We start from the raw sequence: 16,705 nt of genomic DNA on the forward strand, positions 1-16,705 counted from the left end.
GGAAGACATGGACGATCTGGAGTTGCTTTTACAAGGATGGGCGGACAACGGTTTGTTACCGGGAGCTGCCTTGCGGATCGTGCGAGATCGTCGTATCTGGTATGCGTGTGATGTCGGAACGACGAGTATCGCCAAAGACCAGCGGGTGACGCCGGATACCATGTTTGATCTGGCGTCACTCACCAAAGTGACGGCGACGATGCCTGCTATCCTCTTGCTCGTGCAGGAGGGAGAGGTAGCGCTAGATGATCAGATTGGTCGGTTTTTCCCCGATTGTCCCGCTGACAAAAAGCGGATCACACTCGCGCAGCTGCTTGCGCATACCTCAGGAATGCCGGCAGATTTGGCAGAAAGAAGACGCGATAGCGAGATTGATTTGCCAGAGCTGTTGTATGCGCAAAAATTGATTCACGAGCCAGGGACCCAGGTAGTTTACAGTGATTTGGGGATGATCTGGTTGGGCCTCGTTCTCGAGCTGGTAACAGGAGAGCGCTTGGACCAGTTTGTTACCCGGCGCATCTTCACCCCATTGGGCATGGCACATACCGTTTTCTGTCCAAACCAAGAAATTTATCGGAATATTGCGTCTACTGAATATTGCAGCCTCACCAACTCCTACATCACAGGCGAGGTTCATGATGAGAAAGCATTTGCGATGGGAGGGGTTGCCGGACATGCTGGACTTTTCTCAACGGCTGACGATCTTTGCCGATACGCGATGAGCTGGTTGTACCAAAATCCTCGAATACTTGCGAGCGAATGGTACGAACTGGCGATTCGCAATCATACAGAGCAAGCAGGGGGGAGTAGAGGGTATGGCTGGGAGCTCAATCAAGCGTCCACCATGCTGAGCTGTGGAAGCGGCTTTCATCGTAAGAGCTTTGGGCATACGGGCTTTACTGGTACCAGTATGTGGATCGACCCAGAGCAACAGTTTGCTGTCATCTTTCTCACTAACGCCGTTCATCTAGGCCGCAATCATCAGCTTCGGCAATTACGTCCGATCTTGCACGATGCTGTTACGGCCCAGCTTTTGCAGACCTAAGGGAAGAAAAAGGGGAGGGTTTCGCGTGAAGCAATTTCGTTTTGGCTATGTAGCTTCAATCGTGTTGGCTGCGGTGATGGTGGTGACAGGATGTAGCAGTGGAGGAACCGAAACAGAGTCTGGCGGCGGGCAGGGTGGAGGACAGCAGGTAACACTCTCGATGCACAGTTGGCGCGTAGAAGACACAGAGGGCTACAAAGCCATCATCAAAGCTTTTGAGGCAGACAATCCGAATATCAAGATCGACTTCAAACCATTCAAAGCAACGGAATACAATACCATCCTCAACACGGCGCTCCAAAGCGACAGTGGCCCAGATATTTTGCAGCTGCGTCCCTACGCTCCGGGGATTACCCTGGGTGAAGCCGGACATCTGGAGCCTCTCGACAATGTGCCAGGCCTATCTACCATACCAAGAGACGTCCTCGCAGCCGCCACAGGTAAAGACGGTAAAGTATACGGTGTCCCACTATCCCTGAACTCCACGCAATTTTACTACAACAAGAAAATCTTCGAGCAAAATGGCCTCCAGGCACCGAAAAGCTGGGATGAGCTGATCGCAACAGCCAAAACATTGAAAGAGAAAGGAATCGTCCCGATCTCATTCGGAGCAAAGGAAGGCTGGCTCCTCTCTCTCAGTCATGGTGTGATTGCCCCAGCTAGCTACAGCGGAACGGACTATCTCGACAAGCTGCTAAAAGGAGAAAGTGATTTAAAAAGCGCCGAGTTCCTCCAATCCGTGCAGCGTATGCAAGAACTTATCCCTTATTTCCCGGAAAATTATGTGGGTCTCGAATTGAATGATATGCGGACGTTGTTCGCCACGGAAAAAGCAGCGATGTTCATCAATGGCAGCTTTGAACTGGAAGGCATCAAAAAGCTCAACCCCGATTTGCCACTGGATTTCTTCCCGATGCCAACAAATGACGGAAAACAAGTCCTGACAACCTGGGTCGATGGTTCCTATGCCGTAAATGCCAAGTCCAAACACAAGAAGGAGGCATTGAAGTTCATGGAATTCATGGCGACGAAAAAGTTTGGGGAGCTATTCGCCAATCAGTTCAAACGAATCAGCGCGGTGCCAGGTGTATCGACAGACGATCCGCTGGTAAACAAGATGGCAGAGCTGTCCCAATCAAGCGCCACACCCTATTTGATGGTCGTCAACTTCGCGGAAGGAAAACCGACCACGAAGCAAACATTGGAAAACGCCCTCCAAGGCATGTATTTAGGCAAGCTCACCCCTGAGCAGGTCGTAGAAGAAGTACAAAAGTCGGCGGCTACCTGGTTTCCTCCCTTTAAAAAGTAGAAAATAGCAGACGGAAAAAGGGAGTGGTCCTGAACGAGGTTCACTCCCGGCTTCTGAACAGGCCGCGATGATTTTCATAAGAAGGGGTGAGTATCATCGAGACGGTAAACAGGAAAAGCATTCGAACAAAGGGACAGGTTCGCTGGTTGATTCACTTGTTTCCGCTGCCCGCGCTTGTAATTTATACGTTGTTTGTTGTGTACCCGATCTTTTCGGCATTCTTATACAGCCTGTACGACTGGAATGGCATCAAGCGCGGAGTTTTTGTCGGACTGCAAAATTTTATTACGCTGTTTACGGTAGAGCCTTTCAACGAAATGTTCTGGAATGCTTTTCGGCATAACGTCTTCTACTTTGTGGTCGAAATGATTGTGCAAAATGGGATTGCCTTCGGACTGGCTTTTCTCATCTATCGCAAAATACGAGGTTCCGGGTTTCTCAAGATCGCTTATTTCATGCCAAGGCTGCTGTCTATAATTGTAATTGGGTTTTTGTGGAAGTTGATTTTAAATCCGAATTACGGTGCGCTGAATAGTGTTTTGGGAAAAATTGGTCTAGGGGAATGGGCTAGACCATGGCTGGGTGACCCGGATACAGCGCTTCTCGCCATCATTTTGATTAACTGCTGGTTTGGCATAGGCTTTGCCATGCTGATCTTTTTGGCGGGACTTCAGTCGATCCCGGAGGATTTGATCGAGGCGGCGAGGTTGGATGGAGCAACAGGCTTGCGGATGCTGTGGAAAATGATTTTGCCGCTGTGTATGCCAGCGATCACGATTATGACGATATTTACGTTCATTCAGGCGTTTGAAGCGTTTGAGCTCGTCTACGCTATGCAAGGCTCGATGGGTGAGCCGTTTTATTCGACGGACACGCTGGCTGTTTACTTTTATCGCATGGCGTTTAGCAGCGGAGGTGGGGATGTCACGCTTGGACTCGGTTCGGCATTGGCTGTCGTGTTGTTTTTCATCGTCGGATCTGTGTCGGCGCTGTCACTCTATTTGATGAGGAAACGAGAAGTCCAACACTAATTGCGTGTTCCTGAGTGGAAAGGAGGATGCGATGTGAAAATGACTGTGGGTGGGAGAGCTGTATCTTATGTTTTGGCGTATTCATTTGCGTTAATCGCGCTATATCCGATCGTACTGATGATTTCTTCTTCCTTGAAAACAAATATGGAGATATTCGCGAGTCCGCTCTCCCTTCCGAAGACGTTTAGTCTGGATACGTACAAAAAGCTGTGGGAAGTCGTGCCTTTTGCTGACTTTTTATGGAACAGTGTATTCGTCAGTGTCCTGTCTGTCTTGTTGATTACGGTTTTTTCTGCGATGGCAGCCTTTTACTTGTCGCGCTTTTCCTTTAAATGGACAGCGGGGCTCTACTTCTTTTTCATTATTGGCCTGATGATTCCGATCAAGCTGGGGATCGTTCCCTTGTTTTTGCTGATGAAGAATCTCGGCCTTTTGAATTCATTGTGGTCGCTGATTCTGATTTATACGGCGGGTGGCATTCCGATCTCTGTTTTTATTTTGACGGGCTTCTTTCGGACGTTGCCGATTGAGCTGGAGGAAGCGGCGCGGATCGATGGATGCAGCCATTTTCAGGTGTTTTGGCGCGTGCTTTTGCCGCTGATTCGACCGGCCTTGGCTACGGTGGTCATTATTAATTTTATCCATGCCTGGAACGACTTTTTCTTCCCGTTGATTTTCATTCAAGAGGAAGCGCTCAAGACGATTCCGGTAGGCATGATGGTGCTGTTTGGAGAATATGAAACGGATTGGAGCCTGCTGTTTGCTGGGCTCACGTTGTCTGCCTTACCGATGATCGTCGTGTTTCTGATGGCATCGAGGCAGTTTATGGAGGGGTTGACGGCAGGTGCAGTCAAGTAATGGAGAAAAGTGGTTTATTGGGATCGATGGGGGCGGAAGCAAAACCAGAGCAGCCATCTGCAATGAGGCGGGACAGGTAAGGGCAATTGTGGTAGGGGAATCATCAAACCCGCTTTCCAGAAGCTGGAGGGATGTGGAAGTTACTCTACGCCAACTCATTGATGCTGTGAGGATAAAGGCAGGTGCCAAAGAAGGGCAAGTAGCCGGTCTGTTTATTGGGCTTGGCGGTGCAGATCGTCCGCAGATCAAAGAAAGAATTCAGCAATCCTTTGCCGATGAGTGGGGAGAACGGCTATTGATTGATAACGATGTCATCGCAGCCCTTTACGCGGGGACGTGGGGGCAGCCAGGCGTCGTTCTCCTTGCTGGTACGGGCTCGATTGCCTGTGCCTTTTCAAAGGAGGGGGCGCGGCATCGTGTAGGTGGATGGGGGTATCTGGTAGGGGATGAGGGCAGCGGGTTTGATTTGGGCAAAAAAGCGGCAAGCGCCATATTGCGCGAATACGATGGACGCGGTGAATCGACAGTACTGACGAGTCTGTTTATGGACCACTATGGCGTTGAGCGTCCTGATGAGTTGATCAGCCTAATCTACGGGGGAAGCAATCCGCGGATGGAGCTGGCAAAAACGAGTCAACTCGTGGAAAAAGCCGCAGCACTAGGTGATCTGGTGGCGAATGCATTGATCATGCGAGGAGTGGAGGATTTGCTAGAATTAGCCGATGCTTGCTTAAAAAAGGTTCAGGAGCCTGTTCCAGTCGTTTTGGCGGGAGGATTGTTAACGGCCTGTACAATCCTTCGCGAACAACTGATTGGGAGAGCTTCGTTTCAAACGATCATTCCCACGGTATCCCCTGTCGTCGGAGCGCTGGTAGCCGCTTTCACAAAGCTGGGCTTCGTTGTTGACGAAAAAATGGCAGAGCAACTGCGTGTCAGTTCAGAGGCACTGGAAAAATCGTACAATTAAATTTTCCGGGGGATGGAAACAACAGAACGAATAGGGTAAAATTGGGTGAGAATAGGATTTGAGAACGTTGTAGGCTATTTCCGTAATTTGGAGTAGCCGTTTTCTCGTCCCAGGAGGGAGGGGCACGATGAAAAATTTATTGGACAGTGGATGGAGAAGTGGTCATCTCTATCGTTCCTTCTTTGATCAAATGATTCAAGCCACTTTTCTGCTCGATCAATTTGGTAGAGTTTTTAAAGGAAATCCTGCCTGCCAAGTGTTGAATGGCTACTCCGTAGAAGAATGGGAAGGGTCCTCATTTTGGAAGCTGGCTATTTCGGAAGAACAGGAAATGGTACGCCTTCAAACACAATTTGCGATGAATGGTGATCCGAGACCTTTTTTTACCGCTTTTCGCCATAAGGATGGGACAAGCATTCCCGTGCATATTACATATGGAACCTTTTGGGAGGAAGGCACATCAATTGGGTATTATGCGATGGTGCAGAAGCTTCCGGCCCCGTTTGGGGACAGCTATGGTTCCAAACAGTGCAGAGTATTGGATATTTCCGGTGAAGGTGCGTTCATTTTCCGTGCTGGGGAGCTTCAATACGTTAACCAAGCAGGGATGAAACTGGTTGGGGCTTCCGGCTTGGACGAACTGTTATGGTATCCGTTTCAGTCGTTTTTCCATCCCCGTGATGAACCGAAGATCAAGGGCCTCATCCGTACTTTGGAAGAAGGGGAAACGGCCTCGCCAATTGAGGTCGAGCTGATCCGCTTGGATGGCAGTCGGACGGAGGTAGAAGTGTGTGGAACATCCGTAACGATTCAGGACAAGCTCTCCATGTACATCCTGATTCGAGATATTACGGAACGCAAACGGGCGCAAGAATTTTTGCAAAACTCGGAAAAACTCGCGCTGGTCGGGCAGTTGGCGGCAGGGATCGCGCATGAGATACGCAATCCGCTTACCTCGTTAAAAGGCTTTGTGCAATTAATGCAAAAGGACGGCATGAGAAAGCCGGAGTATTTTTCGATCATGAGCTCGGAATTGGCGCGAATTGAGATGATTGTCTCAGAGCTGTTGGTTTTGGCGAAGCCGCATACGGCTGTGTTTGAAGCCCACGATCTGTCCAACCTGATCACGCATGTGGTTACGCTCTTGGAGACGGAGGCGATTTTGAAAAAGGTCATGATACAGGTCGTTTTCGAATCGGAAGTCCCCTTGATCCATTGCGATGAGAATCAGTTGAAGCAAGCCTTCATTAACTTTTTGAAAAACGGGATCGAGGCGACCGCAGGGAATGGAGAAATTGTGATTCGACTGCGGTGTGAAGATGACCGAGTCGTCATTCGGTTTGAAGACAACGGAGTGGGGATCCCGGCCCATCAGATGGCGAGATTGGGAGAGGCTTTTTTCACTACGAAGGAAACGGGGACGGGCCTGGGATTGATGGTGAGCCGCAAAATCATCGAGAACCATCGGGGGACTTTGCGGTTGATAAGTACCCCAGGTAACGGAACGGCAGTTGAGGTATGCTTGCCGATCAGCAGCTAGGAGGACGACTGGATGAACAGAAATACGGTACTGACAGCAGGCTTCGCCCAAATCCCCAAGGGAACTACCTTGTACGAGGTTTCTACCATGGTAGGCTGTGTACTCATCATTGATGTAGACGCCGAAGTGATTTGCGACGCCAGCTTTACCTTTGTCATGGACAAGACGAGCGAGTTTTTGGTGAACTTGCTTGTAGGCAAGACAGTTGCAGATGGCATGCAGGATATCACGAAGGCGATCCAAGAACGTTTTTTAGCACCTGGTCAGGGAGCTGTCTTGCAAGCCATCCGTGCAGCTATTGAGCGATATCATGAAAAAAAAGCGTAAAGCTACCCAATAGCCGGAGGGTTTACTATGCATGAGAAGCACGACGTTAGAGAAGCGTATGCAAGACAGTTGTTGGAGCGTTATAGCCAATGGCTTGGCAACATAGAAGAAGTCGAGCTTGGAGAGGTTGAAGCGTTATCTCGTGAGGTAGACAGCATGCTGTCGGAACAGGACAGTGCCTTGCATGCAGAACTGCTGAAGCAGATTGTGGAGCTGCGAAATAAGGTAACCGAAATGATGTGGATCTCCGAGCATATGAAGATTTTGCACGATCTCAGCCACATTTTTGCCAAAACATTTGAGGAATGCAAAATTTTGTGGAAAGCATTCGAACTGGTCTCGCGCGTGATGCGTGCAGATGCGTTCTTTATTGCCTTTTATGATGAAGGCGACAGTGAGATCAGGATTCCGATCAGCATCGATAATGGGGTCAATTATGGTCCGCTCACGATTCCTTATGGGCAAGCGATGGTGTCCAAAGTGATTGATACACGGGAAACCATCCACATCAAGACGATGAAGAACGAGCCAAGCGAGCCGGAAATGATCCGCTGGGGGAGCCCGGAAATTGATACGAATACATGCATTTTTGTTCCACTCATGCTGGGGAATCAGATTAAAGGCGTTATTTCTGCCCAGTCTTATCGCGAATTCGCCTATAAAAAAGAGCACGAGGAACTACTGAAAATCATTGGTTTTCAGGTAGCAAGTGCTATCGAAACGGCGCGTTTGTATGAGCGAATGTACCAGATGTCGTTTCAGGATGAGCTGACAGGAATTGCGAACTATCGTGCGTTCCATCGTGATTTGGAAAAGCTGCTGAGTGAAGAGGATGCGTCTGTCTCTTTGATCATGTTGGATTCAGACAGCTTAAAAGCGGTGAACGACCATTATGGTCATCATGCAGGGGACGCATTGATTAAACAAATTGCCGAAGCGATGAAAGAAGTGGCGGGGCCAGAGGATACTGCGTATCGTTATGCGGGAGACGAGTTCATGCTGCTTTGCCCCGGATCGTCCATGAAGATGGCGGAGGAAAAAGCGCATGCCATCCGGGAATATTTGCGGTTGCGCCCCTTAATACAGGACGATTGCTGCATCTTGATAGCGGTCAGTGTTGGCATTGCGCGCTATCCTCAAGACGCAAACACGGCAGATGGCTTGAAGCGGGCAGCAGATGAGGCACTGTACCGCTCCAAGCGCAAAGGGAAAAACTGTACGACCGTGTATGCAGCCGGCTAAGCTTTCTGCCGACGCATGGCGAATAGAAACGTCAAAATTGGTGAGATCCACAGGTAGATGACGTAAGGCAAGTATTCCAGTGTGGATACATGCAAGGTAGCAGTAAAGAATGCGCCACTTACCCCCCATGGAATGAGTGGGTTGACGAGTGTCCCGCAGTCTTCGAGAGTACGAGACAGTCGTCTGCCCGCCATTCCGCGAGCTGCGAATGCTTCACGAAACATCTGCCCAGGGAGCAGGATGGACAAATATTGTTCTCCTGTCAGCAGATTTACGAGAATAGAAGAAGATCCGGCAAGTCCGATCATCTCAGCGTCTCGTTTGATTCGATTGATGAATCCGGAAAAGAGTGCATGAAACACACCGCTGTATTGCAGGATACCGCCTAAAGACAAGGCAATCAAAATCAAGGCGAGGGACCAGGTCATCGACAACAGTCCACCGCGGTCTACAATCGATGCAACGGCTTCATTGGCGATATTGCTGGTGAAGCCTTTTTGCATGACAGTCATCCATTCGACCGGAGAGGTAACTCCTTCGGAAAGAGCAGCTGTGACAATCCCGCTCAAAATCCCGAATACCAATGTAGGCAAAATCGGTTTTCGCAGCGCTGAGCATAACAGGACGACGAATGCTGGCAGCAGCGATAAGAGGCTAAGCGAGAAGTTTTGTTCCAAAGCAAGCTGGATTCCTTGAATGGCGTCTAGATTCACACTGGCGCTTTGTCCTTGAATTCCGAAGAAAATCGCGGTAATGACAAGGGCAGGAACGGCAGTGCGTGACATGAACTTGACGTGCTCCGACAAGGAAACGCCTGCAATGGCTGCTGCAAAGTTGGTTGTGTCAGAGAGTGGCGACATTTTATCCCCGAAGCAAGCCCCACAAATAATGGCTCCGGCTGTAATCAACGGATCAAGTCCGAGTGCAGTCGAGACCCCCATCATAGCGACCCCTACCGTACTGATCGTGGTAAAAGAGCTTCCTGTAACAGTTGAGACGATCACCGTCAGAAACAGGGCGGAGAGTGTGAAGTACTCCGGTGAGATGAGCGAAATGCCGAGGTGCAGAATCATCGGAACGGTTCCACTCATCATCCATACCCCGATCAAAATGCCGATTAAGGAAAGAATCAGCATGGGGGCGATCGCGGTTTGAATGCCTTTGATCAAGCCCTCCTCCATTTGCTTCCACGGAACGCCGAACAGGAAGAGAAGAGTGGCAGCCCCTATGGTTGCGAGGAAGAGCGGCATATGCGGCTCAACTTTGCCCCAGAAAAGGGCAGGAAACAAGATTCCGAATACGGTGACAAGCACCCAAATACTTTGTGAAAAAGATAATGGCTTATTCATAATGGCAACTCCTTGTTAAATCAGGCTGAAGCAGTGAGAAGGTACATTTTACTTTCGTACTTTTGTGCTTTCTTGCTTTTTGGCTTTTGTGCGTTCAAGTGTTAGTGGTACTTTATCCTGATTTATTTGTTTCGTCAACGAGATGAAGTGAATTCGGAATCGTAAAATAATACAGACAAGTATGTGGGGTGCCGAGTGGGACGAATCTTAGAACTCTTAATTAAAATTATTATAAAAAGATATTGACTTTAAAATTATATCAAGTACAATGATAATTGTTCCTAGTTGATAATAATTACAATTTGATAATAAGGAAAGGGGGAGCCGTTCATGTATGATGTCATCATCATCGGGGGAGGACCAGCTGGTGCTTCCGCTGCCATTTATACAGCTCGTGGAAATCTAAAGACGCTCGTCATCGATAAGGCACCCGGAACCGGGGCGCTTGCCCTGACACATAAAATTGCCAACTACCCAGGGGTTGAAGGCGAGATGACTGGGAAAGAACTGCTGGATAAAATGCGCAGACAAGCGGAGGGCTTCGGTGCAGAATTCATCCAGACGACGATTTCTGCTGTAGATGTAGAGGATGAGGAAAAAAGCATCTTCACGGCTCATGGTACTTTCCAAGCAAAGGCCGTGATCGTAGCGACTGGTTCCAAAGGGCGTAACCGTATACTTCCAGGAGAAGAGCAATTGCTCGGACGAGGAGTGAGCACTTGCGCGACATGTGACGGAGCTTTTTATGAAGGCAAGCATGTTGCGGTCATCGGTGATTCGGAGGAAGCATTGGAAGAAGCGCATGCACTGACCAAATTTACGGACAAGATCACTTTCTTGGTGCCGCGCGCTGATCTACAAGGAGTAGATGAACTACCTGAACTGCCGAACACGGAAATGCGTTTCCGCACGCGCCCATTGGAAATCGTGGGAGAAAAGGCGGTCGAAGGGTTGCGCATTCGCACGGCAGAAGGAACGGAGGAAATGCTTTCCGTAGACGGGGTCTTCGTCTTCCTGTCTGGCAGCAAGCCGGGTACCGATTTCTTGGATGGACAAGTTCCCCTCGATGAGGAAGGATTTATGATTCTAGATGAGTTCATGCAGTCTTCTGTTCCAGGCGTATTTGGAGCGGGAGAGGTGCGCAAAACACCTGTGAAGCAAGCAGTAGTCGCTGCGGCAGATGGTGCCATTGCGGCTATGGCTGTAGACAAATACATCAACAAGCGCTCCAAGGTTGTTCCACAGTACAAATAATAGAAGAAAAGGAGAGAAACAAACATGGCACAAGCAATCGTATACTCCAGCACAAATTGCAACTTCTGCAAGCAATTAAAGACGTATTTGACAGAACAAAACATTTCTTTCGAAGAGCGCAATATCGATGAAAAAGAAGAGTACGGCCAGGAGCTGAGCCGTTTGGGCGTGATGTCCGTTCCCTTGACAGTCATTGGTGAAAAGCAAATTTTGGGCTTCAACCCGACACGTATCAAAAAAGCACTGGCAGCATTGGAAGAGACAGCGAAGTAAATTTTAGCAAATACAATATAAAAGGAGAGATTTATCATGACAGCAATGACAACACAGCAAACTGTACAACTTCAAGTAGGAAAACCAGCACCTGACTTTAACATGGTTACAACGAAAAACCTCGAGACACTGGAAGAACGTGTGTCGCTGGCTGATTACAAAGGAAAATGGCTGATTTTGTTCTTCTGGCCGTTCGACTTCACATTCGTTTGCCCGACAGAGGTAACTTCGTTTAGCGACAACATGGAAGAGTTCGAAGATTTGGATTGCGAAGTGCTGGGGGTATCCACGGACAGCGTACATACGCACCGGGCATGGATCAAAACACCTCGCGATGAAAACGGCATCGGTGAAGTAAACTTCCCGCTCGCGAGCGACTTCAAAAAAGAGACGGCACGAGCTTATGGCGTCCTGGACGAAGAGACCGGTGCAGCTCACCGTGGCTTGTTCATCATCGATCCAGACGGCATTCTGCGCTACCAAGTAGTTACGGACATGAACGTAGGCCGCAGCGTGACAGAAACAACTCGTATTTTGCAAGCTCTGCAGGCTGGCGGTCTGTGCCCGGCGAACTGGAAGCCAGGTCAGAAGACGCTGTAATCAAAGAAAAAGCATTGCTTCTATAATATAGAAGAAAGACAATCCCACCCATCTATTGCAGACGGAGGGATTGTCTTTTTTTATGGAAGGAACGAGGAGGGATGGAGCTAACTTTGATGATTCCATGCCTCTGAAAGCAGCTCGTTGTTGATGCTCATTCCAGCGGCAGAACCTAGAGCAGCAGCAGTTATCACTTGGTATTGTGTAGTAGCTGCATCGCCTGCACTGTAGACACCCGGTACGCTCGTTTTCCCAAAGCTGTCGACGATGACCGTACCTGCTTCCGTTACCTGGCAGCCTAATGCTTGCGGCAACTCAGATCCAGCCGCGAGTTTTGGAGCAAAAAAGATCCCCTTGCACGAAATGCTATCGCCATCTGCAAGGTCAACGCGCTGTACCATCCCATCGATAGATACAATTCGCTCAATCGGGGAGTCATAGACAGGAACGCGATGCTGCAACAGCTCCAACCTTTGTTCTTCTGTGAATCCATCTGGTCCATTGGTGCAGATGGTGTATTGCTGGGTCCAACCAGAGAGCATTTTTGCCAAATGTAATGCTTTCTCTCCGTTGGCAATCAAGACAAGTGGCTGGTCGCGTAATTCCCATCCATCACAATAAGGGCAGACAAAAGCACTTTTTCCATACACTTCTGCCAATCCGTTAACAGGCAAAGGAAGATCCTTCATTCCCACTGCGAACAACAGCTTTTTGCTTTGATAGGTCGTTCCCTGTGCAGTCGAAATGAGAAAATTTCCATCGTGTCCCGTGATCGTTACAGCTGTATCCTCCACAAAGTGAACAGAGGAGTAAGCGCTGATTTGCTCTCTTGCAATGCGACGAAATTCACTCGGCGTGATGCCGTCTCGCGTAAGAAAGCCATGTGACTCACGTGTAACGCGATTCCGCGGACGGCCTTCATCGATAACGACCACGTTTTTTCTTGCCCTGCCAAGTGCGAGAGTGGCACTCATACCTGCTGGTCCGCCGCCAATAATCCCTACATCGATAAGTTGATTCATGCTTTAATACCACCTTTATAGATTCCTTATATCCTTAATTAAGCGTCAAAAAAACTATTAGAGACCCTTTATATCTATTATAAACAAAGCTTCCTAAGAATCAAGGCGAGAAACACTTTGTATTCTTTTTGTAAAATAATCCCCTATATCGGCAAAATTCATCCTCTTCCAAATAGTAGCAACCTACCATTTTCACAAGCGAAAAGGAAAAAAAAGGAAGCGAAAATATACCTAATTGAGAAAAAGTGTGGGCCAGAAGACCGTCCCGGTTGCAGGACTTCCCTCCAAAAAACGTAGGACGATGGAGGTGAATCCGCCCCAATATTACATTTTCATGACAAATCTAAAAAAGGCACAATAGTGAATTTTGTCTATGGGAACGATTTGCTCCCTATGTTTACAATGACTGTGACGTGGCAACATATCGGAGGTTGACGAGAAATGGAGCCAACAAAAAAGAGAAGATGGCGCTGGATGAGCCTGACCATGCTGGTCGTGGTGGGGGTAAGTGCCTTCTGGTGGTTTTGGGCAGCAGATCGAGTCGAAAGCATGGAGACGACTACAGGTGCTCAATTGAAATTTCGCGCAAGTGGCGAGCTGTTCGAAGTCTATCAGAATCAGAAATGGCAGCCCTTTTTTGCGAAAGGCGTCAATTTGGGGGCATCGCTACCGGGTCATTATCCGGGTGAGCTTCCCATAACAAGAGAGGATTACATGCGCTGGTTCGCAATGATCGACGAGATGGGAGCGAACGTCATTCGTGTGTATACCATCCATTCTCCTGTCTTTTATGAAGCACTGGTTGATTACAATCGGCGCAAAGAAGGGGACCCTCTCTATTTGATGCAGGGCATTTGGAGTCCAGAAGAGCTGTTGATTGAAAAGAAAGACGCTTATTTGCCAGAGATTCGCGAGGAGTTTCGACAGGAAATCAAGGATGCAGTCGGCGCTGTCTACGGAGATATCACCCTGCCGGAAAAATCGGGAAAGGCAAGCGGTACATACCGTGCCAATGCAGGCAAATACTTGATCGGATGGCACACAGGGACCGAGTGGGACCCCGTGATGGTGCGAAACACCAACCGCCTGCATCAAAAAGTGGCTCCCTATCAAGGGAAGTACTTCCACGCGACGCCGAATGCAACTGCTTTTGAGACATGGCTTGCTGAAATGGTGGATACCGTCGCAGTGGAGGAGAGCAAATACGGTTGGCAGCATCCGATGACCTTCACCAATTGGGTGACAACAGACCCCTTATCGCATCCGGGAGAGCCGATCCATCACGAAGATTTGGTCAGTGTCGATCCTACCCATATAGAGCCGACGCAATGGGACGCAGGCTACTTCGCTTCCTATCACGTGTACCCGTATTATCCGGATTTCTTCCGCTACGACACTACCCTGCAACAGCTAAAGAACGATGCAGGGCAAATCGATACGTACAAAGCGTATTTGCGACAACTGAAGCAGTATCACAAAAACATGCCGATCATGGTGACGGAATTCGGGGTCCCGGCATCGGTGGGAGTCGCCCATCTGGGCAATTTGGGGCGCAATCAGGGTGGTCATTCAGAAAAGCAGCAGGGAGAGATTGATGTCGATCTTTTGCAAGAAATTCATCAGGAGGGGTATGCAGGAGCAATCGTATTCGTCTGGCAGGACGAGTGGTTCAAAAAAACGTGGAACACGATGCGTTTTGAGTTGCCGGAAGATCGGCGCTCCCTGTGGGTCAACGTGTTGACCAACGAGTCTCTGTTTGGAGTCCTCGGCATGTATCCGAACAAAGAAGGCGTGCTGACCATCGACGGGAATCGCACAGATTGGGATCAGCTCGTACCGGAAGAGAAGCAACGCCTCGATGTTCAAGTCCCGGGTGTCGAGGAAATCTGGATGACACATGATGAAGGGTATGTCTATTTCCTTGCTCAATTGAAGGAAGAGTTTGACCCGGCAAAACAACAGCTCTATGTGGGCGTTGATACGCTTCCTGGCGGGAACAAGCATGCGGCTCAGCTTCCCGGCTTGACGCTGGATGAGGGGCTAGAGACATTGATCACGTTGGGAAAAGCAGACGAGAGCCAGATTCAAATCGCTGCCAATTACGACTTTCATGCACGCTTATACGGAAAACGCTATGGCATGCTTGCGGTCAAGGAAGAGGAGAAAAAAGACAATTCCGGGATTTTCAAGCCGTGGAAGCTGGCTGTTAGCCTGGAGATGGAGCCGCCAGACAGCAAGAAGTACTATCCGTTGGAGGAAGTCGAGGTCGGCAAGCTAATCCGGGGAACGACAGATGCCGAAGACCCGCAGTACGATTCACGAACCGCCTGGCAAGCAAAGGGCAAAGTGGTAGAGCTGAGAGTACCGTGGATGCTGCTTGGATTTACAGACCCGAGCTCCTTGTCCGTCATGAGCTATGAAGATGACGGCAAAAGCTTCACGACGAAGACGACGAAAGGCATTCGCATCCTACCGCTCCTGGTGGATACAGCGACGAAACAAATCGTCGGGCAAAACGCTTATGCAGTGACGAAGCTCCCGATGTATACATGGCAAGGCTGGGAGCAGGTCGGCTATCACGAACGCAAAAAACAGAGCTATTCCATACTAAAAAAAGCATTCCATGAGATTGAGGCTCCGGTGAAGATCGGGACTCAGCCTTGATTGGATAGGAGAGTGGCAAACGTGCAAACACCATTGGCGACGGCAATTGTTTTTCTGTACGCGCTATGTGGATTGACAGTGCTAGGCTTGCTTGTCTTGTTCGCACTGAAGCTGCGCAACATTTCGGTGGAGAAACAGACCATGCGTTGTCTGGAAAAATATCGCGACTACTTCGTTTACCTGCAAGCACACGGGGAAGAAGAGGAGCGCTTGCAAGTGCCTTATGGCGATGTGACGCAAAAAGAAAAGCAAATCATTCAGAAAAAGCTGTTTGAGCTGATGGAGCGAGTCACAGGCATTCATCGGGACAAGCTGATCTGGCTCTGCGAGGATATGGGACTCGTAGAGCTGGACATGCAAAGACTAAATGGCTGGTGGAAATGGACGAGAGTGGATGCCGCTTACAATTTGGGGATCATGCGCTCCAAGCTCGCCGTACCTGCACTACTCACCCTCCTGCAAAAAAACACGAATGACACCAGTGTTTTTATCATTGCGCGCTCCGTCGCCAAATGTGCACGCAACACAGAAGATTTGCGGGAAATGGTGACCCACGTTGTCGGAGCGAAGAAAAATGTCCACCAGCTTATCGTGGACATCATCAGTGACGCGCAGGTGGATACAGCACCGCTTTTCGCACAGTTTTTACAAGAATCCGATTCTGAACTGGTCAAAATCGGACTGATAGGCTACGCCGTGCATGCCCAGCCCGGCATTGAGCCTGCGTTATACCAGCTCATTCAGTCTCCTGACAAGGAAGTCCGAATCAAGGCAGTAAAGCTTATGAGTCGGGATATCCGCTATATGAATGAGCAGGCAGTCACGGATTTTATGAACCACAAAGATTGGGAAATTCGGGCAATGGCAGCGAAAGCAATTGGCTCACTGAAATTGTATTCGTACATCGCCTTGCTGAAAAAGGCGGTGGGCGATGCGAACTGGTGGGTTCGTCATCACAGTGCACGCAGCCTGGCGCAGCTAGAGGTCGAAGGCTTTGCTGCCCTGTGTGAAATTTTGCAGGAAGAGAGAAACGGTCATAAGAGCGAGATGGCTCATCAAGTGATCCAGGAGGAGCTGGAAAAAGAAAAGATGGTTCTTCAGGGTGGGACTGCAACAGCGACAGAGAAGCTCGTGCAATACAACGAAAAGCTGCATCTGTACCGCAAGTCGTACCGCAAAACGATCTCCACGGTTCAGGCACTGGAAAGATAGAGCGAAAGGAGG

The 16,705-nt window shown here is 49.2% G+C and carries 15 protein-coding genes; 13 read left to right on the plus strand and 2 right to left on the minus strand.

The features are described from left to right. The first annotated feature begins 7 nt into the window (after positions 1 to 7). From C7R94_RS04500 to C7R94_RS04535, 8 genes are all read left to right on the plus strand, one after another. Positions 8 to 1,045 (plus strand): serine hydrolase domain-containing protein, encoded by a 1,038-nt coding sequence (locus tag C7R94_RS04500; protein WP_106778645.1) that lies wholly within the window; start codon positions 8 to 10, stop codon positions 1,043 to 1,045. Between the two features lie 25 nt (positions 1,046 to 1,070). Further along, complete coding sequence (locus C7R94_RS04505) at positions 1,071 to 2,354, plus strand: ABC transporter substrate-binding protein (RefSeq protein WP_106778646.1); 1,284 nt, start codon at positions 1,071 to 1,073, stop codon at positions 2,352 to 2,354. An 86-nt stretch (positions 2,355 to 2,440) separates the two neighbouring features. Continuing rightward, on the plus strand, positions 2,441 to 3,385 hold the full coding sequence (locus C7R94_RS04510; RefSeq protein WP_233220480.1) for a carbohydrate ABC transporter permease: 945 nt from the start codon (positions 2,441 to 2,443) through the stop codon (positions 3,383 to 3,385). A gap of 33 nt (positions 3,386 to 3,418) precedes the next feature. Then, positions 3,419 to 4,243 (plus strand): carbohydrate ABC transporter permease, encoded by an 825-nt coding sequence (locus C7R94_RS04515; protein WP_106778647.1) that lies wholly within the window; start codon positions 3,419 to 3,421, stop codon positions 4,241 to 4,243. Then, a complete protein-coding gene (locus C7R94_RS04520; RefSeq protein ID WP_106778648.1) occupies positions 4,230 to 5,210 on the plus strand; it encodes an N-acetylglucosamine kinase in 981 nt (326 codons plus the stop codon). Before C7R94_RS04515 ends, C7R94_RS04520 begins: the two co-directional genes overlap by 14 nt. A gap of 127 nt (positions 5,211 to 5,337) precedes the next feature. Beyond that, on the plus strand, positions 5,338 to 6,750 hold the full coding sequence (locus C7R94_RS04525; RefSeq protein ID WP_106778649.1) for a PAS domain-containing sensor histidine kinase: 1,413 nt from the start codon (positions 5,338 to 5,340) through the stop codon (positions 6,748 to 6,750). Positions 6,751 to 6,762: 12 nt separating this feature from the next. After that, the gene (locus tag C7R94_RS04530) at positions 6,763 to 7,077 is read left to right on the plus strand and encodes a DUF3870 domain-containing protein (RefSeq protein WP_106778650.1); all 315 of its coding nucleotides are present in this window, start codon (positions 6,763 to 6,765) and stop codon (positions 7,075 to 7,077) included. A 27-nt stretch (positions 7,078 to 7,104) separates the two neighbouring features. Then, on the plus strand, positions 7,105 to 8,319 hold the full coding sequence (locus C7R94_RS04535) for a sensor domain-containing diguanylate cyclase (protein WP_047070587.1): 1,215 nt from the start codon (positions 7,105 to 7,107) through the stop codon (positions 8,317 to 8,319). On the opposite strand, the gene nhaC is transcribed toward C7R94_RS04535, so the two are convergent. Then, the gene (gene nhaC, locus C7R94_RS04540; protein ID WP_106778651.1) at positions 8,316 to 9,668 is read right to left on the minus strand and encodes a Na+/H+ antiporter NhaC; all 1,353 of its coding nucleotides are present in this window, start codon (positions 9,666 to 9,668) and stop codon (positions 8,316 to 8,318) included. The genes C7R94_RS04535 and nhaC overlap by 4 nt on opposite strands. Before the next feature lie 330 nt (positions 9,669 to 9,998). Here nhaC and C7R94_RS04545 point away from each other — a divergent pair, with 330 nt between their 5' ends. Genes C7R94_RS04545 through C7R94_RS04555 form a run of 3 tightly spaced genes read left to right on the plus strand, consistent with a single transcriptional unit; the run spans position 9,999 to position 11,795 of the window. Further along, on the plus strand, positions 9,999 to 10,922 hold the full coding sequence (locus C7R94_RS04545) for an NAD(P)/FAD-dependent oxidoreductase (RefSeq protein WP_106778652.1): 924 nt from the start codon (positions 9,999 to 10,001) through the stop codon (positions 10,920 to 10,922). A gap of 24 nt (positions 10,923 to 10,946) precedes the next feature. Next, positions 10,947 to 11,195: a glutaredoxin family protein gene (locus tag C7R94_RS04550; RefSeq protein ID WP_047070590.1), complete on the plus strand. Its 249-nt coding sequence runs from the start codon at positions 10,947 to 10,949 to the stop codon at positions 11,193 to 11,195. Positions 11,196 to 11,240: 45 nt separating this feature from the next. Continuing rightward, entirely contained in the window at positions 11,241 to 11,795 is a 555-nt protein-coding gene (locus C7R94_RS04555) for a peroxiredoxin (RefSeq protein WP_047071263.1), read from the plus strand. Positions 11,796 to 11,902: 107 nt separating this feature from the next. Here the strand turns inward: C7R94_RS04555 and C7R94_RS04560 are convergent, their stop codons facing one another. Then, positions 11,903 to 12,817 (minus strand): NAD(P)/FAD-dependent oxidoreductase, encoded by a 915-nt coding sequence (locus C7R94_RS04560; RefSeq protein WP_106778653.1) that lies wholly within the window; start codon positions 12,815 to 12,817, stop codon positions 11,903 to 11,905. A gap of 441 nt (positions 12,818 to 13,258) precedes the next feature. Between C7R94_RS04560 and C7R94_RS04565 the strand changes: the two genes are divergently transcribed. Further along, positions 13,259 to 15,481: a hypothetical protein gene (locus tag C7R94_RS04565; protein WP_106778654.1), complete on the plus strand. Its 2,223-nt coding sequence runs from the start codon at positions 13,259 to 13,261 to the stop codon at positions 15,479 to 15,481. A 21-nt stretch (positions 15,482 to 15,502) separates the two neighbouring features. Continuing rightward, entirely contained in the window at positions 15,503 to 16,693 is a 1,191-nt protein-coding gene (locus C7R94_RS04570) for a HEAT repeat domain-containing protein (protein WP_106778655.1), read from the plus strand. The last annotated feature ends 12 nt before the right edge of the window (positions 16,694 to 16,705 follow it).

The sequence above is a fragment of the Brevibacillus sp. NRRL NRS-603 genome (assembly GCF_003013445.1).
Classification (GTDB): Bacteria; Bacillota; Bacilli; order Brevibacillales; family Brevibacillaceae; genus Brevibacillus; species Brevibacillus formosus.